This is a genomic window from Arachnia propionica (genome assembly GCF_037055325.1).
Taxonomy (GTDB): Bacteria; Actinomycetota; Actinomycetes; order Propionibacteriales; family Propionibacteriaceae; genus Arachnia.
Genome location: NZ_CP146373.1, coordinates 2,760,849 through 2,784,169, shown reverse-complemented (window position 1 = coordinate 2,784,169; position 23,321 = coordinate 2,760,849). Strand labels below are relative to the sequence as shown.

Here is a 23,321-nt window from a genome sequence, read left to right as displayed (position 1 = left end):
CAATGACGTCCCATGAGCCAGGTGGTGAGGATGAATATGCAGCAGCCGGCGCCGGGAACCTCGCTGCGCGAGCGCAAAAAGACGGCCAAGCAGGAACGCATCCTGGAGGCCGCCACCAGGCTCTTTGCCGAGAAGGGATACGAGGCGGCGACCACAGCAGAGATCGCGGAGGCGGCAGATGTGGGGGTGGGGACCTTGTTCAGGTATGCCGGATCCAAGGCCGAGCTGCTCGTCGCGGTGATGAACAATCGCTTCGCCGAGGGAATTGAGGCCGGTCTGTCGGGGGCTGCGGAAGGCCAGACGACAGCCGAGTCGATCGTCACCATCCTGCGCCCGTTCGTCGAGGAGTCGATGACCCACCCCGAGAACATGCTCGCGTACGAGCGTGAGGCTCTGTTCGGTAGCGTCGAGCACCGGGAAAAGGCCACCAGCAGCGTCTCGCGCGTCGAACAGGCCATTCTTCAGGTCTTGCTGCTGCGTCGGGCGGAACCGCGAGAGCCCTCGGCTGATCTCGAGGACATCGCTCACACCATCTATGCCGTGCTCTACCTCGACATCGTCAAGGTCATCACCGGGCGCAGCGCCAAGGTGGACCTTCCCGCTCGGATACGATGCTCCGTCGACTTCCTCACCGGGGCGCTGCTCAAAACCTGAATCCGCCGCCCGGGTTTGTTTTCGGCTGCCGGATTGTTTCGACTCGGCTTTTTCTGGCGCTCACACCGGTGCGGCCAGCTCCGGATGGGAAGGGTGCTCGCGCTTCGGGTCAACCGGCTTTGCAATGGTGATTTCGGTTCGACCAGGGCGAGAAAGAATTGTCCCAAAGCCCAAAAGTTATATTCCTTTGGCCGGGTTTGAGTGGTCGTTTTCTGTGACGAAAGAAGGGTATTTTCGTCTGCTTTTTCCGGGTCGTGGGGACTGCCCTATGCTGACCAGTGATTGTGCTTCGCCGGAGGTTTTCCGGGATTGCAGGTCCAGGAGGGGAAATCATGACTGATGTCCGAGAAGTATCGCCGTGGCGGCGTTTCATTGCGGTGCTGGCTGCTTTTGTGTTGGCCGTGATGGGTGTCTACGTGCAAGGTGTAGTAGCGCATGCCGAGGAGAACAGCGCCATCTCATTCGGGCCGGTGACGCTCACCCATGTCACCGAGACCGGGGACCCCGTGCCAGCTCCCGGACGTCAACTCCTGCGGGGAAACTTCTTTTTCCTGGATGTTTCCTTCGATGCCACAAAAGCCAACCCGCAACCGGGGGACAGCTTCTCCATTTCTATGCCTGAGCCGTTCGTGAATCGCGACGCGGGAAATTCTCGGCAAGAGGTCATCAAGCCTCTCATGGTCGGTGCGACCCGGGTCGGTGACTGCAATATCAAGGCCAGCCTCATCACCTGTACCCTGAACGATGCGGTGCGGGGTCGCACAGACATCCTGGGGACGCTCCGGGCGCAGTTGGTGGCGGACGGGGTCACGTCCAGGACCAGCAGCACCTTCGTCATCAACGGACAGAACCATGTGCTCCAGCACCCCTGGGGTGAGGATATCGTCGCGCCCAGGATCGTGCCGTTCACCCCGGGCACCAGGGCGGTCAAGGGGGCCACCGGAGTCGGCTCCGGGTCGAAGGCCATCAACTGGCGCGTCATCTTCGGTGGCACCTGGCTGAAGAACAACTATCCCAACGGCGGACCCGTCACTATCAAGGACACCATCAATGCAGGCATGGAGGTGCCGGACCCGTCCACGGTGCAGCTCATCGAGGTGTACGGCGATCCCGTCACCGGCAAGGCCACTGACCGTGTCGTCGCCAAGGGGGATGGTACCGGTGAGCTGGACGGCTTCAAGGTGACCCCCAGCTTCGAGGGACTAACCGTCACCTTCAAGGTCGAGGGGCCGCTTTCCGCGGACAAGGACTACCGGGTCGACTTCACCACTCCCTTCACCGGCGGCGAAAAGGTGATTCCCGGATTCCAGTACACCAATGCCGCGACTTTCGTCGAGGCGGGTCACACCACTCCCACTGCTGTTCGCAGCTATTTCGAGTCGTTTAAGGCGATCGTCACCTACAAGCAGGGTTTCGGTGGCTTCGAGGTGAGCAAGAACATCCAGGGTGACGTGATCCCGCCGCGGGGCCAGAAGTTCGATGTCACCGTCAACTACACCCTGCCTGCAGGCACCACGGCAGCGGACTACCCCGGCTGGAATGCACCTGAGAACCCGACGAAACTGACCGTGACGGTTGGGAGTACCACGCCGTACATGCCGACATTCCCCAAGGGAACCGTGGTCACTCTCAGTGAAGAAGCTGGTTCCGCCGACCCCGCGACCCCCGGGATCGCCTGGGGCACCCCGGTGTTCTCGTCGGCCAACAAAAAGGTGAGCATCAATGGCGACAAGACCCAGGCCACCTTCACCATCGAGGACCAGGTGACCCTTCCTGTCTCGCTGATGAACACCACCGAGGCCTCTCTCAGCGGAACCTTTGCGATTTCCAAGACTGTTGTTGATGGTGGTTCTGAGGGCACCGATAGCTTCGGTGTTGAGTACAAGTGCTCCGCCGCGGGCGAGAATGATGAGGGAGCTGTTGCCGCCACGGGTACCGTCGCGGTGACTGCTGGTGGTGAGAAGGTTGTGGGTAGGTTCCCGGTTGGAACTACGTGTGAGGTGGTTTCCGAGGTTCCTGCCCCGCGGGCTGGTTATTCGTTGAGTGTTGACAGGGGGCAGTCGGTGACTGTTGTCAAGGACGACACCGTCAAGGTGAATGTGACGAACACCTACGCCAAGGAATCCGTCCCGGCTCCTGGGCCGACCGGCGCTCCTGCACCCACGTCTTCCGCCTCGCCGAGTGCTCCGCCGTCTCAAAGCGATGCGCCAAGTGCCTCGCCTGCACCGAGCCCATCGGTGGATCCCACTCTCACCATTGAACCGACCGCACCCGGCGTCCCGACGCCCACCGGGAAGGAAACGAGGAAGCCGGTCGTGAGGCCCGGCCTGCCGAGAACCGGCAGCTGAGTCGCTGACCCGACGAACGTCCGGGCCCGGGGAACCATTTCCCGGGCCCGGACGTTATTATTTCCCTACTGCCGCGTGAAACCTGACTTGGAGGGGTTGTTGTCCATTCGTTCGACATGTTCGTTCGCTGAACGCGGCTCCAAGAAGTGACATGATCCTGGTAGCAGGTTTCCGCGACGGAGAGAGAAGCAGATGACGATTTGGCTCGAGAAGCTTCTCGTCCCCGATCTGCTCGAGGCATACCTCGAGCACGGGTACGGGTTCAACTTCGGATACGCCGTGGCAGCGGACTCAATCGGCTCCGAGGACTCCGCCAAGGATCTCGTCGCCGCGCTCGACCTCGATGGCCCTGAAGGCCCCCTGGCCGGGGCGGAAGTCATCCACACACTGCGTTTCCCGTTGATGCCCACAGATACCGTCTACCCCGCCATGGGAGGCACCACCGACGAGGAACGCGCCGTCGCTCGAGGGGACTTCCTGGAATTCCCGCCCTTCAACGGCAGCGGTGTCATCGACCTTCCCAGCGACCCCCAGGCCTCGTATCTCTACGTCGACCCGACGATCCTGCGTGCCGGCGCGCAGATCCTGAGGCGGGAGTCCGGAGGAGCGCCTGCCGAGGTCCTTGCGACCTACCGGGGCCTGTTCATGGGTTGGAAGAAATCCGATGGGACGAAAACTCCGCCCGGACGGCCCGACCCGCTCAGCATGCAAGCATTCCGGGTCAAGGAAGCCGACTCCTTCTCTCCAGGGCAGTTCAACTTTGACGACATCGGCAGGCTGCTCGACGTAATCGGGCTCCGCCGCGACGACAGCGGTATCCAGCGACGCATCGTCATCGAACTCGACCAGATCGCCCAAGCCGGGATCGTCAAGACCCATGGCACCTGGGACGGCTTCCCGGTGCGTGCCATGCGCATCACCGACGACGGTGAACACTGGGAGGTCATGTCTCTGGCGCACGACTCCCACGCCGCACAGGAACGTGGGATGCAGCGCATCGAGGCGGGGGTTTACAGCGCCATCGTCGCCCCCAGCCAGGTGCAGACGGTTTTCACCCTGCTCTCCATGCCGTCCTGGCCCCAGGGCTGACGTCCAGCCGTACGAAGATGCCGGCCTCCTCAGGTGGAGAGGCCGGCATTGTCGTGTGTGGCAGAACCGACCGATTTCCTGAAAGGCGACTATCTGCGGAGCCCTGTGTGGCGCCCGTGGAACGCTTCCGAAGAGAAAATTGGCCGAAAGGTCGACAGGCGCCTATACTTTCGATGACAGTTTGTTTTTCAATGATTTGGTGTGTCAGGGGAAGGCCGCTCCGCCTGGTCGTGTCGTCAGTGAGAGGTGTCCATGAAGTACCCGTGTTCGCTTCTGCGGCGGGCAGTCGGTGAGGTCGCATTCAGTAGCAGGTGCCGCCCGCATCGACCCTCAGAGCCTGCCTGCACCCATCAGACCGGACTGCCCACGACCGGCCACAATGGCTGAGTCGGGCAGGACGAGAAGGTTCGAGGCCGGGTGAATCCCAGCCCCGAACCCGCGCGAGGAGGCCTGCCCTATTCCTCCCCATTAGCTGGGCAGGCCTCTTCGCGCAGACCCGGCCACGGTCTCGAAACTGTGCCCGTCGGGTCCGTGTGTCCCCTGGTGGGGCCACGTCAATCGCCTTCCGGGACTACCGAAAACCGTCGCGAAGAGTTAAGGTCAGCCATGCGATGTTCATCGCTTCCGGGAACCCTTGCAGGCTCTCCGGCGTTGAGACCTCGGGAGGGAAAAATGAATCTTCATCGTGCGCGCACTTCGCGACGACGTGTCGCGACCGCGGTTTCTGCCATCCTCGCGATGTCTACCACCTTCCTCGTCGCAGGGGAGTCTCCGGCTCAGGCGAAGATCAATTCCGGCATCGTCTTCACCGACGCCACCTTCAAGCATGTGGACTCTTCGGGTGCCCCGGTCACGGGTCGTCAGGAGGTCTGGCAGGGCGACAACCTCGAATTCAGTGTCAACTACGACGGAACGAACGCCCGAGTGGCTTTTGGTGATGAATTCACGGTCGAGCTACCTGCTTTCCTCAAACTCCAGGACACCGCCGCCCGCAGGCTGATGACCACCGCCGACGGATCCAAGGCCGGTGAGTGTGTCCTCAACAACACGGACACGAACTCGACCATCAGCTGTGTCTTCAAGGAAGCAATCCGCCGGAAAAACGAGGTCAAGGGATCCATCCGCGTCAACCTTCAGGTCGCTGAGACCACCACCACCGCGACCACCGACATCAGCCTCAGCGGAAAAACCCAGACCGTTCCTCTGCCCTACGACAAACCCATCGTCGTCAAACCCGTCGAACCCTGGAAACCCGCGAGCGAACCGGCAGGCCAGGCCGAACAGCTCACCTCCAACTCCAAAGGCATCAACTGGGATGTCACGGCGCCCGGCACATGGATCAACGCGAACCACTCCTCTGGGGCCCAGGTGGTCATCAAGGACACCACCGCCCCGGGAATGTTCTCCGCCGAAGCCGCGGACCGGGTGTACAACCGTGTGATCGAGGAGTGCAGCGATCCGCGGAACCCGAACACCAGTCTCTCTCGTGTCGTTGCGGATGGAGTCGGCAAGAGTGTGGACGGATTCCACCTGAAGGTCGACTCCGTCGGCCAGCAGGAGACAACCCTCACCATGAGCGGGCCGTGGAGCAACCGGTGCACCTATCACGTCAAACTGCGCTCCGTGTTCGCCGACAACCAAACCGTCGACAAGGCCACCACCTACGTCAACACCGCATCCTTCCAAGCAGTAGGCACCACGGTGACCGCCGAGAGCAGGTACCAGGAAACCTTCGAGAGCTCCGTCAGCTATCAGGAAGGTGTGAGGGTGAAACCGGCTCGCGGCATCACCGATGTGCCACTGAGCTCCGAGAGCGCCTGAGCGCGGGAAAACGCGTCCCCGAGGGGACTGCACCGGAACGCGACGTGCCCACGATCTGCCTTTTGAGTCGTTTGTCACAGCCCGGATGGATCCGTGGGCTATTGTTCCCATGCGGACGACGGGAGGCAGGAACACATGGCGGACAAACGGCAACGACTCGTGATCGTCGAATCACCCACGAAAGCGACGAAAATTGCCGGTTACCTCGGTGACGGCTACATGGTGGAGTCCAGTCGCGGCCACATCCGCGACCTCCCAACCGGCGCTGCTGAGGTGCCCGCGAAGTACAAGGGCCTCAAATGGGCGCGCACCGGCGTCAACATCGACGACAACTTCGCCCCCCTCTACGTCGTGGCCGTTGACAAGAAGGCGACGCTGCGGGAGCTGAAGCAGAAACTCAAGGACGCCGACGAACTTCTCCTGGCAACCGATGGTGACCGCGAGGGTGAGGCCATCGCGTGGCACCTGCTGGAGGAACTCAAACCCAAGGTGCCCGCCCATCGCATGGTCTTCCACGAGATCACGCCGACGGCCATCGCCGAGGCGGTCGCCAACCCCCGCCAGCTCGATGCCGACCTCGTCGACGCGCAGGAGACCCGCCGCATCCTCGACCGCCTCTACGGCTACGAGGTCTCCCCGGTGTTGTGGAAGAAGGTCATGCCGAAACTGTCGGCGGGTCGCGTTCAGTCCGTGGCCACCCGTCTCATCGTCGATCGGGAACGGGAACGCATCGCTTTCGTGTCCGCCGGCTACTGGGACCTCGACGTGATCCTCGACGGCGGCGCCGAAGCCGATCCCCGCACCTTCCCGGCGCGCCTGACCTCCCTCGACGGGGTGCGCGTCGCCCAGGGCCGCGACTTCGACTCCACCGGGCAGCCCACCAGCGCCTCGGTCGCAGTCCTGGATGAGACCACCGCCACCGCACTCGCCGCGGCCCTCGAGGCTGCCGTGTTTCGTGTCGACAAGGTGGAGGCCAAGCCCTACACCCGCCGTCCCTACGAGCCGTTCCGCACCACCACCCTCCAGCAGGAGGCCGGCCGGAAACTCGGCTTCACGTCGCAACGCACCATGTCGGTGGCCCAGGAGCTCTACGAGAAGGGCTTCATCACCTACATGCGAACCGACTCCGTCACCCTGGCGGACTCCGCCATCGCAGCGGCCCGCGACCAGGTCGAGCAGCTGTTTGGAGCCCGCTACCTGCCTCCGAAACCTCGCATCTATGCCTCGAAGGTGAAAAACGCTCAGGAGGCCCACGAGGCCATCCGGCCCGCGGGTGACGTCTTCACCCATCCCGACGCCACCGGCCTGTCCGGCGATGCCCACCGCCTCTACCAGCTGATCTGGATGCGCACCCTCGCCTCCCAGATGGCCGACGCGAAGGGGGAGCAGGTCAGCGTCGCCATCTCCGCCGCCCCCACCGCGTCGGTTCAGGCGGGGGCGGGCGTGGTGGAACGCGTCGAGCTGACCGCATCGGGCCGCACCATCTCTTTCTACGGCTTCCTGAAGGCCTACGTCGCCGGAACTGACGACGACTCCACCAGCGACGACAAGCAGTCGCGGCTGCCGCAACTCGTCACGGGTCAGGAACTCGCCGCCGAGAAGGTGAAGGCGGCTGAGCACGAGACCAAACCCCCGGCCCGCTACACCGAACCCTCGCTCGTGGCGAAACTGGAGGAACTGGAGATCGGGCGCCCCTCCACCTACGCCTCCATCATCCGCACCATCACCGCCCGCGACTACGTGTTCAAGAAAGGCTCCGCGCTGGTGCCGACCTGGCTGGCGTTCGCCGTCACCCGGTTGTTGGAGGAGCACTTCACCGAACTGGTGGACTACACCTTCACCGCGCACCTGGAGGAACTGCTCGACGAGATCGCGGGCGGCAGGGCCAAGCGACTGAAGGTCCTCACCGACTTCTACCGCGGCCCCGACGGGGACACCGCCACGGGCCTGCAGAAGCTCGTCACCGAACTCGGTGACATCGACGCGAAGGGGCTGTCGACCTTCCCGCTTGGCGATTCTGGTATCGACGTGCGTGTCGGACGCTATGGCACCTACGTCGAGGCCGCCGACGGGCGTCGCGCTAACGTCCCCGACGATCTTCCGCCCGACGGGTTGACCGCGGAGGTCGCCGAGGAGCTGCTCAGCCGTCCCCTCGACGAGGAACGCGAGCTCGGTGTCGACCCGGATTCCGGGCACATGGTGGTGGCGAAGAACGGTCGATTCGGCCCCTACGTGACCGAGGTGCTGCCGGAGGGTACCCCGAAGTCGGTGAAACCCCGGACGGCGTCGCTGTTCAAGTCGATGTCTCTCGACAGCATCGACTTGGCCGCAGCGCAACGCCTCATGAGCCTGCCCCGGGTGGTCGGCAAGGACCCGGAAGGCGTCGAGATCACCGCGCAGAACGGTCGCTACGGGCCGTATCTGAAGAAGGGCAGCGATTCGAGGTCGCTGACCAGTGAGGAACAGATCTTCGACATCACCCTCGAAGAGGCCCTCGCCATCTACGCCGCCCCCAAGGTTCGTGGACGAGCGGCTGCTGCCCCGCCGCTGAAGGAGTTCGGCGTCGACCCGTCCAGCGGTAAACCCGTCGTGCTGAAGTCGGGGCGGTTCGGCCCCTACGTCACCGATGGCGAAACCAACGCCACCCTGCGTCGCGACGATTCACCCGAGACCATCACCCCGGAACGCGCTTTCGAACTGCTCGCGGAGAAACGCGCCAAGGGTCCGGCGAAGAAACCCGCCCGGAAGACCACCGCCAGGAAGAAGACCACAACCGCAGCGAAGAAGACCACGACGAGGAAGAAGGCCACCCCCAAAGCCGAGTGAGCCGGGGCGGCGTGTTCTCCGTCAGCTGACTGAGCGGGTCGTCTGGCTCGGACAGGGTCTCGTCCCGTTTCTCCGCCTGCACGACCATCCGCCCGCGCAGGCTCCCCGCGGGTGACGATCGGTTCGGTCCGCGGAATTGACCACCGCTACGTTCGCAGTCTGGATGCGTCACCCCGGGGGTTTCCCGCAGCCGGCGCCGAGGCCCCTGCAATCCGCTGCCCAAAAACGGTTGACAGCGGAGCAGACAATTCCGGGAAGGGCCGCCACCGCTGTCGCTAACCAGTGGAAATTCCGAGGAGCATGATCAAGTTTGTTTCGGGGTATTGCATGCATCCTGTTGCCAGTATTGAAACATGTAGAAGCATTGTTCCTCCTCGGGTTCTCTTCTGGGCCTATTTGCTGGTTCCTGACCTGGAGGCTGGTTCGTCTTCTGTCCAGTTTTCTTGTTCGGCTGTTGTCATGATTCTTTAGGCGTTATTCACGAGGGTTGTTTCTCGATGAAACGCCGCCAGTAATACAAAAAGCATCGACTGTTTCATGAAATGATTGAGTTGCAACATAAACCAATCACGAAAGCAGCCGATGCGTTACCAGCATGCAACGGGGCTTTCCGAGGAAACAAGTGACGAGATCACCTGCCGTATCGCCGATGTGATCGAAGGTCGAGGGAAGAATCTATCCACATGCCGTATCTCCCTGCGGGACCAGGTGGTGGCCTGCCTGCTGATCCTTCGCCAGAACCTGCCCCAGATGGTGGTCGCCGACCTCCTGGGAGTCTGTCAGCCCACGATCTCCAGAACCCTGGCGACGTATCACTGTCCTCCTCGAAACAGTCTTGCTCTTCCTCCCTGGTGGACTCGCCGAAGCGATCCAGCAAGGACACCTCATCCTCACTGACGGCACCCATGCCCCCTACCGGGAACCGCCCAACCAGTCCCGCACCAACCACGACAAAGACTTCAGCACTGCCATCGCCCGAATCCGCGTCAACATCGAACACTGCATCGCACAACTGAAAACCTGGAGAATCCTGTCACACGGCTACCGCGGACGCCTCAAAGAACTCCCCGGAATCATCCACCTCGCCACCAACCTAGAAATCCTAAGAACATACGCCCACAATCAACCCCGTGAATAACGCCTTAAGGCCAAGAGAGCCGTTAACCCTCGGCGGAACGAAGTGCAGCCTCCTGACATATATGCCAAGCCACAATCTGGGAGCGTGAACTTACGTTGAGCTTTCTGAAGAGGCGTTGAATGTATGTCTCGACCGTGCGCTGGCTCACCCCAAGTCGCACCCCTATCTGGTAGTTGGTTAGGCCTTGACTGATAAGTTTGGCTACTTCTTGTTCTCGGGGGCTCGGGTCGGAAGCCGCCCCAACCTGACTGTCGTCAGGAGAACGTGATTCTGGGTGAAGAAAAACGAAGGTCCGGTACTGGTCCTCGAGTGTGACTACAACCTTGAGTTCTTCGAGTTCAACCAGTGCTTGGAGTGCGCGTTCCCTAGAGAAAGTCAGGAGTGGTAGCAGCCCAGTCAACCGAAAGGGGCTACCCGAAAGAGTTGCAGCGATCGTAACTGCGACAGTATCTTCTGACAGATCGCCAATATTTTCAACCAGTTTGAGGCCCCAACTGATGCGTTCATGCATACAGTCGAACAGCATCCGAAAGCGTACACCATCAAATTCTTCACTAGCGCCTCGTCTTGTACACTCTTCAAGAGCTTCGCAAAACGGATCTAGATTGACAAGCCCCTTGACCCCCGAAAGGCTTCCGGATCTCTCCGCTCGAAGAGAACGCTTCTTCACAGTCACCCCTTTAACCGCTGCTACCCCAATGCTCCCGGGAGGAAGTCGTGCGTTGGTCCTGCGCTCCTAGTTCAAGTTGGGCGCATGCCCTTCACGCTCCGCGGTATAGCGGTTCGCGGGTTCAGTGCCTTCGCCCTCGTGTCGGTAACAGCAGGCCTTCTGCCTCCAAGCCGGATACATACAAGATAGCTCGTATCGACGTCAAGCGCCACCCTGTCCGTGTATTTCCGGACTAGAGACGCGCTTCGTTCCGCGCTTAACTTGAGCATGCGAGGAATCGCAGCTCCGAGTTTCCGAGCGAAAGGCGTTCGGAGGAGTAGTAATCAAGGAGGTTGAGTCATGCTTCTCAACAGCACTGAAGTAGCCGAGCAGCGGACGTTCGCGCATAACGACGACGCTGGTGTACAGATGGTGGTTCCGGCAGGGACCACTGGCACCACGACGGCTGCGGTCGTTACCGTCGACGACGAGTGAGTCGACGTCGCCATTGACCGGCTCGCGACTCTGCAAGCGGGTTAACGTAGTTGGCCTCTGGGTGCGCCATTAACGCCCGGAGGTCGACTCCGCCCGGCAGACGTGTTGCTGAAGTTTGAAAAAGAACATATGAGGAGGACATGTGTCGGATCGACCTGCTCGAAAAATCAACCACAAACCACTAGGTGCCGAGGAAGTAGAAAGTGGTTTCCTGCTGTCCTCATCCGAGCTGAGGCATCTCGCCATCAATAATGGATATAAAACTTGGCAGCCGTCCATCCGGTCAACCGGGTTGCGTTCATCCGAACTGACACACAGAACCTTGGGGCAAGGGCCCAGTAGTCGAATCGCAGAACAGTACCTCCTTGCTTCCCGTTTGGCGCGAGGTGACGTGAGAGTTCAGGTCTCCACGCGCCCCTACTTCAGCGATGAAGGCCTGCGGACCGTCTCGCTCATTGGTCAGGAAGACGCACACCCCGATGACGTAATCCCTCTTCCGATTCCACGAACTATCGACGCTGGTCTTGGTGAGACTATCATGGGACGACGTAGCCGCCGTTCGTTCGAATCAGAAGCGATTTCTTTACAACAACTCACCGATATCATTGGGCATAGCCTCGCTGAAACGGGGCGGGCTCGTGTAGAACTCAGCAGTGGCGATGAAGTTCAATTTCCGCTCTATGCAGCAGCGAACGGTGGGGGCCTGCGACCGCTCGACGCGTACGTGTTACCCCTGCGGGTCGAAGGGCTTTGCCCTGTCGTGCACCGGTACGACAAACGACGTCATGCGTTGATACGCACTCCCAATGCCGCCGATGCGACAAAAATTGTTGATACCTGTATTTCCCCGCCTGACCAGGAGCACATGTCGCGGTCCTCGGTCGTCTTCATCCTTGCCGGTAGACCGTGGCGGTCGATGCGGAAGTACGGAGCCCGAGGACTGCGATTTCTATTCGTCGAAGCCGGTCACATCGCCGCGTTGATGGAATTGGCTGCATCTGCGCTCAACCTGGGAGCAGTGGAGTGCGGAAGCCTGTGTGATGACGAGGTGCATGACCTTCTGGGAATCGACGGGCTATTCGAAACCTACATTCATTCAGTCATTGAGGCTTATTCATAGGGGTGTTTTGGCTTTCTCCAACTAACGCTTTATCCGAGGGGGATGTGGGGGCGGCTTGCCCGATCTGAGACAATTCAAAGTGTTCTACTACAAAGACTCTCAGATGAAAGACAAGCCGCTGCCGTGAATACTACCACGATCCTTGAGCGTGATCAGATCCTTGACCTGTGTGAACTGATCCACACATCCCGTTCCGGAAACCTTCCTGTAGCAGGATCCCGTGCCCTAGGCTTGTTCCGCTGTATCCAAATCACTGTGTTAACACTCAGACACAACCTCACCCAAGAGTTACTGGCCGACATCCACACGGTTTCCCAAGCCACCATCTCGAGAGTAGTGGCGGTCTACACTCCCTTGATCGCCGAGGCCCTCCAAGCCTGGGTGCCCGGCACGGGGGACCTCGACCCAGACCGCCAGTACATCATCGACGGTACTCTGGCGCCCTGCTGGTCGTGGCACGACCGTCCCGAACTGTACTCAGGCAAACACCACACGACGGGGGTGAACCTGCAAGTGGCCTGCACCCTGACCGGACAGCTCGCCTGGATCTCCCCACCCCTGCCAGGTAGTGTGCATGATGCAAAGGCCATCACAGAATCCGGATTCCTCACAACCCTCAATGCTCACAATCATATCGGGGACAAGGGCTACATCGGATTGGGAATGATCACCCCCGCCCGGAAACCCGCCCATGGTGAACTCACCGACACCGATAAAAGAAACAACACGACCATCAACCGCGTCCGCTACCTCATCGAACGTGTCATCGCGAACCTCAAAACCTGGCGTGTCCTGCACACCGATTACCGTCGCCCTTACAACACCTTCGAAACCACAATACAAGCCGTCACGGGACTCGTCTTCGCCTACACCCCATGAATAAGCCTCATTGTTGGAAGGAACATCTCGTGAGCGTGCAGAAGAATAGCCTTTATAGTGTGAAGAATCGCTACTCAGTCGTTGTGCATGATGTCAACCGCGTGGAGTTCCGTTATGGAGTATGGAACCCGACATCTACGACGCTGAGCGACGAATCAGAGTCAGGCAAGCTTGCGTCCACCATCGCATTACTCGACGGCGAGCACACTATTGAACAGATTGCGAAGGAAACCTGTCAGGAGAGCGAGGACGTTTGCGCGGTAGTTGAGTATCTCGAGGGGAAGGAAATTGTCTCTGCGGAGGCAGATAACTACCTCGACCAGTACGTTGACTTGATTCAAGGTCGACGTTCCCCTCTTCGTAAACACTTCGAATCTGTGGTTATCGTCGGCCCCGCCGAGATTTCTGAATCTTTGCAGATGGGGCTGGCGCAAACAATGCCAGAACTAGAGATTACGCTCGCCAATGAGGGCCACCCCTTGGCATCGTTGACCCACGCCGATGCAGTTTGGTTGGAAGATGGTTTGGAATTTCATCGCCAGATGCAGCGGTTCGAGAGTCTGCGCGGTAGCTTCGTCATTTACACTGAGGCGGTAGCTGATCCAGTGAGGGCTAGAATCGTGGATCGAATCATGGACTACTTTGAGGTGCCTTGGCTCTATGGTGTCGTTGACGGCCCGTTCGTCCTCGTGGGTCCGACGACCGTGCCGAGGCGCACGCCATCTTGGGACGCCTATGAAACACGTATGCTGATGAACCTTCGCGAAAGCTCCTCGTATCAGTCTTATAAGAAGGCTCTCGCGCAAGGCCGCGTCAGTCAGGACAAGACGTTCGAGGTGCAGCCGGTGCTCGCTCAGCTTCTCTCTGCCCATCTCTTGTCCGAAGCGGTTTCATGGGTGACTACAGGCACGGCAGGAACCATGTTTCACGCCTACTCATTCTTTGCCCCAACCTCAGAGTTCGCTGTTCACGAAATCCTTCCACTGCCTGATAGTACTGTAGGTATGTCGGTGGCAGAACGTGATGACTTCGAGCTGTACTTCGGGACACGGACACTGGAGGAGATCGCGGAATGACTACTTCAAGTAGCATCAACCTGTCCTCAACGGACCATCACCCGCGGCTGAAACCCGACTTCGACCGTTTGGCTCGCCGAATCATCAGCCCACTTACCGGACTCAGCCGCACTCTGGGTTTCATGATGCGTGGCCGCGACGAACCACGGATCATCGTCTCCGGCGCACAGCTGACCGGTGTTGAGTGCCTCCTTGGACGCAAGAGTGGTCTCACCTATCATATTGGTGGATGCGGTATTTATACTGAAGAAGCCCTGATTCGTAGCGTGGGCGAGACAGTCGAACGCTATGCCCAAGTCGTCAAACCGCTTACTGCCGACTACGAGAGCATCTTCGAAACACAGGCCTCGATGACTTTAGCAGGCAGGTCCACTCTTGTCGGGCCCTTCGCGCGCCCGTTCCGCGACGAACAGTACACGCAGGAGAAGTTTGCCTACTCCCCGCTCGAACCGGATTCCCCCATAACATGGACACCGACTCGTTCCCTTATCACTGGCGAGAAACGGTGGGCGCCAGCACAGTTGCTCTACATCGGGTACCAGCTCCGTAAACGTGAGGGCGAGCCGTGGCTAAACTCTGCCGTCACGACTGGTAGTGCGGCCCACACCTCGCCCGAACTCGCGATCCGCTCGGCGCTCTACGAACTGATTCACGGAGACGCAGCGATGGGTCACTGGTACACCGACCGTGTTGCGCCCCGAGTGCGTTTCAGTCAACGCACCACGGCACTTAAAGCGCTGCTTGAACGGCATCTGGCTGGCTCGCAAGTGACACCCACCTTCCATTACCTCGAATTGCCGGGCTTCAACGTTCACGTCACTGCGTGTGTGATGCGCTGCCGCCGGGGGTCGGGAAGGGGACATAACCTTGGGTTAGGTATCGCCTCCAGTCTCGAAGAATCGCTTTATAAGGCATTCCTCGAATCCGCAGCAGGGGTCCAATTGTCGAAGATGTTGCGAATATCTCCCGAGCTTGTGGATGGCGCCGTTGGCGCGCGCACGACGGACATCACACAGATGTTCGATCTCGACGCTAACGTCGCCCACTATGCGCGACCTGATGGCGCCTCTATCCTCGATGAGAAGTTCCCCGAAGACCAAACTATCGATGCCGATGACCTACCTGCTGATGGAGCGCTGGACGTTCGCTCTGAGATCGATGCAGTGATCGACGGCTACAGACGCCTCGGCGCAGAGCTCGTGTTCTCCGACTGCACCACGCCTGAAGCTCGCAGGCTAGGTTTCTACGTACCTCGAGTCTGGTCTCCCGACACCATGAGCCTGTGTTTGCCGAGTGCCCCGCCGCTAAATCACCCACGCTTCCAGGCGTATGGGCCGGTCGCGGAAACTATGCTTCCGCATCCCTACGCATAAGGCTGGAAGGCAGGAGTGATTGCTCTGACAGCCCTTGCTTTGGCAGGTCGACCGCTAAGCGCGCACGTTCTCGCTTGGTGCGTCAGCCGAGGGCGGCTGGTGCGGCCCGGCGTAGTCTTCATTGTCACGATGACGCCCATCGCCCTCGGAGGCATCGTTGCTGGAGCCACGATTCGCCTAGTGCCCGACGAGTTCATCTCTGTCGCTGTCCATGCGCTGATCGGCTTAGGGCTCGGAGGGCTCTTCGTCCTAGCTGAGTGCTCTCTGACACGGTACGTGCACCCAATGACTCGACCGGCGAGGAAGGCGAATAGCGTTGACGAGCGCCTACACACCGATCCGCCGGTTGCCAGAGCCGGCGGAATCGCCCAGATTTATTGCCAATGGTCTAGTCCGCAGAAGTTGGCCATCGCCCGTCCATGGGCGTTGCCGGAGCTCTGTCTCGTTGCGATCCTTGAGGAGATTCTCTATCGAGGTATTGTCAGCTTTGCGGCGCTCAGGATTGGGGTGCCGGCAACTTCGATCTCGCTGTTGGTTGTGTCCGCGGTGCTTTTCGGACTATCACATGATGCTTTCGGCACGCACCAGATTATCCTCAAGACAACATATGCCATCGTGCTGACAGGGGCCACACTGCTCACTGGGTCGCTGCTTCCTGCCATTGTGGGCCATCTGGTGATCAACGTCTTTTCGTGGGCACAGAACCAGCGTTGGATGCGGGCAGTTGAAACGCAGAAGGAGGTCGGATGACCACCGTAGACACGTCCGGTCGCCAGCTACTCTGGGAATCCGGGCGAGCATACGCGGTGGCCTGCGTTGGCCTCATCGGCGGGCTTGCGCTGTCAATTACGGTAGGTTGGCCTCAGTCGACTGTCTCTGTGCCGGAAGCCGTCCTTACCGGTCTGTGTCTTGGTCTCGCAGAGGCAACGATTTTCCTCAACGGGTATCTATGGCTCGGCCGCACGATTTCCGCCTCACGCTGCTGGGGAGGAACGCGGATCCCCAGGAGGACTGCGGGATGGGTCTGGGCCGCCTACCAGGGAGCATCGCTCCCATTCACCATCGCTCAGCGCCGCTTTCAGCAGGGCGAACTCGGCACTCTGTTGGCCCTCGTAGTGGTCACGGGGCAGGAGCTTCTTCTGCGCGCAGTTCAAACCGGCCTGACACCCATCCACCCGCTGCTAGGTGTCGGGGTCAGCATCGCACTTGGAATATTTCTCGTGATATCGCCGAGAGCACCATGGTTTCACTCGCTCTTCGCCGTGTTTCAAAACGCCCTCATCGGGTTGGTGCATGCTCTCGTCTTTGTCATGAACGGCAGCCTGCCCGCCGTGGTGACCGCTGCTGCCACTATATACCTCGTCCTAAAACGCCTATAGAAGTCAAAGAAAATCCTCTGTTATGGTAAACTTTGCCCCGCACGCCCCTCACGGCCTTGTTGACGAGCCCATCACCGCTATCCTTCAAGGGGCCGCACCCAACCAGCCGTTGTCGGTGGAGATTTCGACGAATGATCACGAACAACGGCGATGGTCTCGTACGCTCGAAGTGCACGCGGATAGCTCAGGCCGCATCGATCTCACTCAGGCCTCACAAGCCGATGACGGCCTCGGGTACGACCCCCATGGTCTTGTTCATCAGCTCACTCCTGACGAACCAGCCCGATGGACGAATCAGATCTCGTTCACGCTGCACCCACTCACCATTCTGATCAACGTGCGCGATCCCGCGACAGGAGCCCCACTCGCATCAACCGAGTTCGTGCGAACTTTCACAACCGCGGACGTTATTCGACACGAATGGCGTACCAATACGACCACAGCGAATCTCTACAAGCCTACTCATATACGTAACAGCCGCGCCGTCATCGTCCTTCCAGGTGCTTGGGGAGGATTCGACTGGTGCAACCAGATTGCAGCACTCATCGCATCACGAGGAAGGCCAGCGCTCGCATTACCTTACTTCGATTGGCGGGCAGAGTATGGGCTCCCTAAGGCCATCGAGCACATCCCGCTTGAATACGCACAGGACGCCGCTAGACGCTTGCACAATGAGTCAGGGATTGACCCCAAAGGGACGAGTGTGATCGGCATGTCCAAAGGAGCCGAGTTTGCGCTCGCGTGGGCAAGTCATGATTCGAGTGTCAATGAACTTATCGCATTATCGCCCACCCTCTACACGTGGGAGTCTGTGCGGGAAAACGGGAAGCCGCCGGCACGTTCTTCCTGGACGTTCCACGGTGAGCCTCTGCCGTTCTTGCACTTCGACGCCGACGACGAGTTCTATGAAACTCTGGACAAGACACTGCTACAAAAGTTCCACGATAGAGCCGTCCAGGAAGCTCCCCCCAACACGGCTGCGCGGCTGCCTGTTGAGCGCATCAAAGCGCGCACGCTCCTTATCTCACAGGAAAGCGACACGCTCTGGCCGGCGTCGCTGATGGGGAAGGAAATCATTGCGGCGATACAGCAGGCCGAGACAGGCGCCCAGGTTGAGCACCAAATCGTACCGGGTCGTGGTCACGCCATGTTTGTTGCCGGGGTACCTGCTAATAATGTCGACAGCTCCGCTCGCATTAACGGTCTCGCCCAGACTGCGATCTGGTCCTACATCCGTGAGTTCTTGCAGGTCTAACCAGATGTACCGACACTCACGCGCAAAGAAGAGGAAAACCGCAGTGCGGCATACCGAGAAAGAGCCCCGAGGGTGGTGTCAAAGGGCCGTAGCACCAGTGCTTGTCAGGGAGGGGTTGTTGGTGCGGCGTGTGTTGACGTTACGGGACCGGGCGGCTATCGCGAAGAGGGTGAAGCGTCCTGAGTTTTTCTGGGGTTAGGGTGCAACGGGTGTTGGGTCCTGGTGGTGAGTGTAGGCGACTTCGACTTCCGTGGGGGTGTGGTAGTCCAGGGCTTCGTGCAGGCGGGCTGTGTTCCAGCAGTGGACCCACTCCATTGTGGCCAGTTCGACGGCCTCGATGGGCTCCTACAGGTGTTTGGAATGGATGAGTTCGGTCTTGTAGAGCCCGTTGACGGTTTCGGCTAGGGCGTTGTCGTAGGAGTCGCCCACGGTGCCCACGGAGGCTGTTACTCCTGCGGTGGTGAGTGCCTCCGAGTATGCCAGGCTGACGTACTGGGAGCTTTTGTTGCTGTGGTGGATCAGGCCTTCATGGCCGCGGCTGGTGCTTGTGCTCAGCAGGGCGTGCTCGAGAGCCAGCAGTGGTAGTCCTGTGGTGTGCAGGCTTGCCGAGACGGCCCAGCCCACGATGTGGCGGGTGCAGACGTCGGTGATGAACGCGACGTAACACAATCCCGTCAGGACACGCACGTAGGTGATGTCGGCAACCCACAGCTGGTTCGGGCGTTCGGCGGTGAACTGGCGTTCGACGAGATCGAGGCGGGTATCGGGGTGTTCGGCAGGGTGTGTGGTACGTGGTTTCCGGTCGCGGCGTACGCCCTGGAGGCCGGCGATCCTCATCAGGCGGGCGAGCTGGTCACGACCGATCTGCCAGCCGGAACGCAGCATCGCGTGGTGCATCTTCCGTACCCTGTAGACGCTGTAGTTCTCCTGGTGGATCCGTTTGATCTCAGGTAGCAGGACCTCGTCTCGTAGGGCCCGCACCGAGGCGGGGCGGGTCTTGGTGGCCCGATAGGCGCGGGAGGTGATGAACCCACACGTGGTCGCACGCAGAGTACGGCAGATGGCCTCGATCCCGAAACGGTCACGGTGTTCGTCGATGAACCGGATCATCTCGTCGTGGGGCGGTCGAGTTGTCTGGCGAAAATAGCCGACGCAGCCTTGAGGATCTCATTGGCGCGGCGGGCTTCGGCAAGCTCGCGCTTGAGGCGCTTGTTCTGTTCCTCCAAGGACTCGGCCACAGGCCTTGGTTCTGCCTCGGGGCCGTATCGGTTGCACTACAACCGCAAGGTCTCCTCGCCAACGCCGACCTGCGGGGCGATGACCCGGATCGAACGCGAACGCGGACCTCCCTCGACCGCTTGACGTTCTAGAACCAATCGGACCGCGCACTCACGCAACTCTGGACTGTTACTTCTTAGGCATGTTCCAATTCTCCTTCAACTAGATCGGAACCAAACCCAGGACGGTTCAGTTGTAGCGGTAGTAGCCGTCTAGGTCTCTCACGCGTGCCTAGTTCTTCTGCTCGACGTAGCAGCCGTCGTTCTTCTTGTCCGAACGGCCGCGGGTGAAGGTGATCTTGTGGGTTTCGCAGTAGTGGAGCAGGTGGTGGTTGATGAACTCGCTGCCGTTGTCGGAGTCGATACCCTTGACCGGGAACGGGGTACTGCCCGGTGGCATGGCCGATGGTTTCTACGGCCCACTTGCGGGCCCGGTTGGGCACCGACTGGTTGATGGTTCAGCCGGTGGCGATGTCGGTCATGGTCAACGTGCAAGTAGTACTTGCCCGTCGCGAGGCCGCCGTCGTGGGTGAGCAGCTCGGTTTGGTATCGGTTACGGTGATCTCGCCCTCGGTTCGCAGCGACGGCACTAGCGCGGGTATGGAGGGGGTCAGGATCTTGTTAGTTGGGGCCCGCAGCGATACCTAGTACTGGACCAGGGTAGGCAGTAGCTCATCACCGTTGACCTGGGGTCGAGGCTGGCGGGGCTGGGTCGGTTTGATGGCCAGTGCCTCATGCAGTGCCGTGCGGGTGTGGTCATGGTGCCAGCCGGTCAGATCATCCAACTCGTCTAAGGTGCGGGTTTTGCTCGTCCGATCAGTACTGCGGTTACGTCAACGCCTTTTTGTCGCGGTCTGCCGTTGGTTGATTGTTAACTCCATGCTCGGTCATGTCTAGCCGGGGGCCCGCATGGGGCAATGAACCCGGTAGTCGGGGAAATCGCGTGAGGCAGTGAAGCTGTCTGGGCGAAGGTTTGAGAAGAGTCAACTCGAGCTGTTGACCTCCATTAAGATACGTGCTAGTTTGTATGTATGAGACGAACTGCTGAAGACGCGGCAAAAACCCGCGTTGCGCTGCTGGAAGCAGCGCTGAAGTCCTTCGAGGAGAAGGGGTGGAGGGGGGCAACATTTGAGTATGTCGCGGAGCGTGCAGGCGTCACACGCGGTGCGTTGAACCACCATTTTCGCGACAAGCAGGCCCTGCTGACCGAGGCGCTTGATTGGGGTTGGCGGGATTATGGGCAACGCTTGTTTGTTCAAGACAACGAGGCGGCAGGAACATCGGCCTACGATGCTTTGAAGGCACTGTTGACTGAGTTCACTCGACTCCTCGCCGGCGACGCGCGATTCCGCTCCTTGGTATCAACGACAGTCCTCGTTGCTCCGCAAGCCCTCGAGTATTCCGAACATAACAGCGCCCTCGACGAATGGCGCAACCGCATCGAAGGCTTCATTTCCAAGTCCGAGAGAGACAGCGATCTCCCCGCAACGGGTGAAATCGCTAGCCTCGTGCTCGCGTTTCTTCAAGGGTTCACCGTAACTGCGGTGACTCGGCCGCAAGACATTCCGCAACCCGACAAACTTGATGCCGCTATCGCGGCGCTGGTGAGGGGATTGCTCGACATCTAAGGACACACTTCACGATGACTACTACCCCCACCCCTCGCGCGGCGAGTGCAACTCCGGCCCGCGCCACCGCCGTGGCTGGAGCCATTCTCTTCACCGATATGCTCCTCCAGGGACTTGCCATCCCGGTGCTTCCACTGTTACCCGCAGTCGTCGAACAAGGTGCAGCCGCAACCGGTATCCTCTTCGCTTCGTATGCGGTAGCCATGGTGGTTGCCACGCTCTTCGCTGGACGCCTCGTCGATCGCCGCGGTCCGAAGGGTCCGCTTGTGACTGGTCTGATCGTTCTAGCGATTGCGACCCTACTGTTTGCCGCCGGCGGGCCCTATTGGCTCCTCTTGGTCGCCCGCTTCGTCCAGGGGATCGCTGGCGGTGTCGCATGGGTCGCGGCCTTGTCGCTCATTGCAGCCACAACAGGTTTTGATAAACGTGGTCAGATGATGGGTATCGCAATGTCCACCGTGACTCTAGGTGTACTTGTCGGTCCGCCGTTGGCTGGTTTCCTCGTTGACGCGTTTGGGCCGGCCTCGCCATTCTTGGTGGCAACGGTCGTCGCCATCGTTGATCTCATCCTGCTAGTAGCCTTCATTCCAGGGTCGCCCCGACAAACCGATGACACAGCTGGGCCCTTCACCGTGCTTCGGGTACCGGGATCTGCCTCCATCGTTGCCGCGATCGCGATCGGGGCCGCGGTCCTCGCTGCGGTGCAACCAGTACTTCCTGGCCACCTGGGAGCACAGGCGACGAGCACTACGATCGGCGTGCTCTTCGGCGTCGCCGCGCTCGTGAGTATCATCGCGAACCCAATCGTGGGCAGATTCGTCGCCTCAGCATCGCCTCGAGTGCTTATCGGCATCGGTATCGTGGCTGTCGTTGCCGCACTGCTTGTTCTCGGCTGGTCGACCAGCATCTGGCAGGTCGGTGTTGGCATGGGCATTCTAGGACTTTCGTCGGCGATGCTGCTCGCCCCGGCCACCACGCTCATAAGCGAACAAGGATTTCGATCGACCCCTCCGACGCTTGGCGGTTCATTCGCGCTTTATAACCTCGCGTACGCAGCAGGCTTGGCTGTTGGGCCGCTAATGACCGGGTTTGGTGTCCAACAGACCGGCTTTACCGCCGCTATGGTAATTGCTGCTGTCGTGCTTTCAATACTTGGCGGCGTAGCTCTCACTAGGCTTCCCGGCCTCCAGAACGTTGCTGTTAACGAGGATGGTCGTGCCTAATCGCAGGGCTCTCGAGCGTACCCTCGCTCAAATCGATGGGCATCGATGAGCGGGGGTGCGCCTCGTACAGACAGCTCACAGGCACCTACCAGCTCGGTAGCATTCAACTAGCTATTGGCCACGTTCAGGTCGATCCCTACGTTCCACCATCACGTATGCGAGTTATCCTCGACCCTGATACGGCGAGGCTACCTGCTTGACCTGACCAATGATGTGATCGGACGGTGAGCGGTCGCCGACTTTCTGACGCGCCGGTTCTCCGAGATTGCCCACCGCGTAATACCAAAACCCTCCGGAACTGGTAATAGTGGATTGGTCAGCATCGGCCAGCCAGGCCAGGAAATCCTCGAACGTACCAGTGTCATCGCCTCAGACCGCATCGAAGCACGAATCGATGAAGCTTATTCATGGGGTGTAGGCGAAGATGAGTCCGGTGACGGCTTGTATTGTGGTTTCGAAGGTGTTGTAGGGGCGGCGGTAATCGGTGTGGAGAACACGCCATGTTTTGAGGTTCGCGATGACACATTCGATGAGGTAGCGGACACGGTTGATGGTCGTGTTGTTTCTCCTGTCGGTGTTGGTGGGTTCACCATGGGCGGGTTTCTTCGCGGGGGTGCTCATTCCCAATCCGATGTAGCCTTTGAGGTCTATTCACGGCCCTTCCCAAGTGTGCGCTGACTAGGGGTTTTTCTGGCTGGCGCGCCGTCTGTGAATAAGCCTTTTTGTCTCCGATATGACTTTGGCCATTGAGGGTTGTGAGGAATTCGGATTCCTTGATGGCCTTTGCGTCATGCACGCTACCCGGCAGGGGTGGGCAGATCCAGGCGAGGTGTCCGGCTAGGGTGCAGGCCACTTGCAGGTTCACTCCTGTGGTGTGGTGTGTGCCTGAGTACAGTTCGGGACGCTTCGACCATGACCAGCAGGACATCAAGGGTGCCATCGATGATGAGGCTTATTCACAGCCTTCCTCAAGTGCGCCCTGGCTAGGGGTTTTACTGGCCGCCACGCTGTCTGTGAATAAGCCTCATGGGGTCCTTGCGTATGAGATCTCGCTGCCTGACACGTGCTGAACAGCCACTCAGGAGCAGGCA

At 60.0% G+C, this 23,321-nt stretch carries 23 protein-coding genes and 2 pseudogenes; 19 read left to right on the top strand and 6 right to left on the bottom strand.

Going from position 1 to position 23,321, the window contains the following annotated elements:
- Positions 1–30 precede the first annotated feature (30 nt).
- From V7R84_RS12915 to V7R84_RS12890, 6 genes are all read left to right on the top strand, one after another.
- On the top strand, positions 31–654 hold the full coding sequence (locus tag V7R84_RS12915) for a TetR/AcrR family transcriptional regulator (RefSeq protein ID WP_338569711.1): 624 nt from the start codon (positions 31–33) through the stop codon (positions 652–654).
- Positions 655–986: 332 nt separating this feature from the next.
- On the top strand, positions 987–3,002 hold the full coding sequence (locus tag V7R84_RS12910; protein WP_338569710.1) for a DUF5979 domain-containing protein: 2,016 nt from the start codon (positions 987–989) through the stop codon (positions 3,000–3,002).
- 192 nt (positions 3,003–3,194) lie between these two features.
- Positions 3,195–4,091, top strand: a complete 897-nt coding sequence (locus tag V7R84_RS12905; protein WP_338569709.1) for a hypothetical protein — start codon at positions 3,195–3,197, stop codon at positions 4,089–4,091.
- Between the two features lie 672 nt (positions 4,092–4,763).
- A complete protein-coding gene (locus tag V7R84_RS12900; protein ID WP_338569707.1) occupies positions 4,764–5,912 on the top strand; it encodes an Ig-like domain-containing protein in 1,149 nt (382 codons plus the stop codon).
- A 135-nt stretch (positions 5,913–6,047) separates the two neighbouring features.
- Positions 6,048–8,738 (top strand): type I DNA topoisomerase, encoded by a 2,691-nt coding sequence (gene topA, locus V7R84_RS12895; RefSeq protein ID WP_338569704.1) that lies wholly within the window; start codon positions 6,048–6,050, stop codon positions 8,736–8,738.
- 835 nt (positions 8,739–9,573) lie between these two features.
- Complete coding sequence (locus V7R84_RS12890; RefSeq protein WP_338569701.1) at positions 9,574–9,876, top strand: transposase family protein; 303 nt, start codon at positions 9,574–9,576, stop codon at positions 9,874–9,876.
- Between the two features lie 22 nt (positions 9,877–9,898).
- Here V7R84_RS12890 and V7R84_RS12885 read toward each other — a convergent pair whose 3' ends face one another.
- Complete coding sequence (locus V7R84_RS12885; RefSeq protein WP_338569698.1) at positions 9,899–10,546, bottom strand: helix-turn-helix transcriptional regulator; 648 nt, start codon at positions 10,544–10,546, stop codon at positions 9,899–9,901.
- Positions 10,547–10,885: 339 nt separating this feature from the next.
- On the opposite strand from V7R84_RS12885, the gene V7R84_RS12880 reads away from it, so the two are divergent.
- The 8 genes from V7R84_RS12880 to V7R84_RS12845 all read left to right on the top strand — a co-directional run bounded on the left by V7R84_RS12880 (position 10,886) and on the right by V7R84_RS12845 (position 18,102).
- Positions 10,886–11,020 carry a hypothetical protein gene (locus V7R84_RS12880; protein ID WP_338569696.1) on the top strand — a complete coding sequence of 45 codons (135 nt, stop codon included), beginning with the start codon at positions 10,886–10,888 and terminating at the stop codon, positions 11,018–11,020.
- A 142-nt stretch (positions 11,021–11,162) separates the two neighbouring features.
- On the top strand, positions 11,163–12,140 hold the full coding sequence (locus V7R84_RS12875) for a SagB/ThcOx family dehydrogenase (protein WP_338569693.1): 978 nt from the start codon (positions 11,163–11,165) through the stop codon (positions 12,138–12,140).
- A 255-nt stretch (positions 12,141–12,395) separates the two neighbouring features.
- Entirely contained in the window at positions 12,396–13,019 is a 624-nt protein-coding gene (locus V7R84_RS12870; protein WP_338569690.1) for a transposase family protein, read from the top strand.
- Between the two features lie 29 nt (positions 13,020–13,048).
- Positions 13,049–14,095, top strand: coding sequence for a hypothetical protein (locus V7R84_RS12865; RefSeq protein ID WP_338569688.1), 1,047 nt, complete (start codon positions 13,049–13,051; stop codon positions 14,093–14,095).
- Positions 14,092–15,468 carry a YcaO-like family protein gene (locus tag V7R84_RS12860; RefSeq protein ID WP_338569686.1) on the top strand — a complete coding sequence of 459 codons (1,377 nt, stop codon included), beginning with the start codon at positions 14,092–14,094 and terminating at the stop codon, positions 15,466–15,468. The genes V7R84_RS12865 and V7R84_RS12860 overlap by 4 nt, the downstream gene beginning before the upstream one ends.
- Before the next feature lie 129 nt (positions 15,469–15,597).
- A complete protein-coding gene (locus tag V7R84_RS12855) occupies positions 15,598–16,218 on the top strand; it encodes a CPBP family intramembrane glutamic endopeptidase (RefSeq protein WP_338569683.1) in 621 nt (206 codons plus the stop codon).
- On the top strand, positions 16,215–16,847 hold the full coding sequence (locus V7R84_RS12850) for a hypothetical protein (RefSeq protein WP_338569681.1): 633 nt from the start codon (positions 16,215–16,217) through the stop codon (positions 16,845–16,847). The genes V7R84_RS12855 and V7R84_RS12850 overlap by 4 nt, the downstream gene beginning before the upstream one ends.
- A 22-nt stretch (positions 16,848–16,869) precedes the next feature.
- Positions 16,870–18,102 carry an acyl-CoA thioester hydrolase/BAAT C-terminal domain-containing protein gene (locus V7R84_RS12845; protein ID WP_338569680.1) on the top strand — a complete coding sequence of 411 codons (1,233 nt, stop codon included), beginning with the start codon at positions 16,870–16,872 and terminating at the stop codon, positions 18,100–18,102.
- Positions 18,103–18,297: 195 nt separating this feature from the next.
- On the opposite strand, the pseudogene V7R84_RS15515 reads toward V7R84_RS12845, so the two are convergent.
- Both V7R84_RS15515 and V7R84_RS12830 read right to left on the bottom strand, forming a co-directional pair.
- Positions 18,298–19,532, bottom strand: a pseudogene (locus tag V7R84_RS15515) (IS3 family transposase).
- Positions 19,533–19,611: 79 nt separating this feature from the next.
- On the bottom strand, positions 19,612–19,779 hold the full coding sequence (locus tag V7R84_RS12830; RefSeq protein ID WP_338569675.1) for a hypothetical protein: 168 nt from the start codon (positions 19,777–19,779) through the stop codon (positions 19,612–19,614).
- 5 nt (positions 19,780–19,784) lie between these two features.
- On the opposite strand from V7R84_RS12830, the gene V7R84_RS12825 reads away from it, so the two are divergent.
- Entirely contained in the window at positions 19,785–20,027 is a 243-nt protein-coding gene (locus V7R84_RS12825) for a hypothetical protein (protein WP_338569673.1), read from the top strand.
- Here the strand turns inward: V7R84_RS12825 and V7R84_RS12820 are convergent.
- A complete protein-coding gene (locus tag V7R84_RS12820; protein WP_338569671.1) occupies positions 20,024–20,164 on the bottom strand; it encodes a hypothetical protein in 141 nt (46 codons plus the stop codon). The genes V7R84_RS12825 and V7R84_RS12820 overlap by 4 nt on opposite strands.
- A gap of 246 nt (positions 20,165–20,410) precedes the next feature.
- Here V7R84_RS12820 and V7R84_RS12815 point away from each other — a divergent pair, with 246 nt between their 5' ends.
- The 4 genes and pseudogenes from V7R84_RS12815 to V7R84_RS12800 form a co-directional block, all read left to right on the top strand.
- Entirely contained in the window at positions 20,411–21,007 is a 597-nt protein-coding gene (locus V7R84_RS12815; RefSeq protein WP_338569668.1) for a TetR/AcrR family transcriptional regulator, read from the top strand.
- Between the two features lie 14 nt (positions 21,008–21,021).
- Complete coding sequence (locus V7R84_RS12810) at positions 21,022–22,230, top strand: MFS transporter (protein ID WP_338569666.1); 1,209 nt, start codon at positions 21,022–21,024, stop codon at positions 22,228–22,230.
- Between the two features lie 35 nt (positions 22,231–22,265).
- The gene (locus V7R84_RS12805; RefSeq protein WP_338569664.1) at positions 22,266–22,430 is read left to right on the top strand and encodes an ABC-ATPase domain-containing protein; all 165 of its coding nucleotides are present in this window, start codon (positions 22,266–22,268) and stop codon (positions 22,428–22,430) included.
- Between the two features lie 43 nt (positions 22,431–22,473).
- Positions 22,474–22,563 (top strand): annotated as a pseudogene (locus tag V7R84_RS12800) (hypothetical protein); the annotation flags it as partial.
- A 72-nt stretch (positions 22,564–22,635) separates the two neighbouring features.
- On the opposite strand, the gene V7R84_RS12795 reads toward V7R84_RS12800, so the two are convergent.
- Both V7R84_RS12795 and V7R84_RS12790 read right to left on the bottom strand, forming a co-directional pair.
- Entirely contained in the window at positions 22,636–22,851 is a 216-nt protein-coding gene (locus V7R84_RS12795) for a transposase family protein (RefSeq protein ID WP_338569663.1), read from the bottom strand.
- Complete coding sequence (locus V7R84_RS12790) at positions 22,817–23,158, bottom strand: transposase family protein (RefSeq protein ID WP_412728123.1); 342 nt, start codon at positions 23,156–23,158, stop codon at positions 22,817–22,819. Before V7R84_RS12790 ends, V7R84_RS12795 begins: the two co-directional genes overlap by 35 nt.
- Between the last annotated feature and the right edge of the window lie 163 nt (positions 23,159–23,321).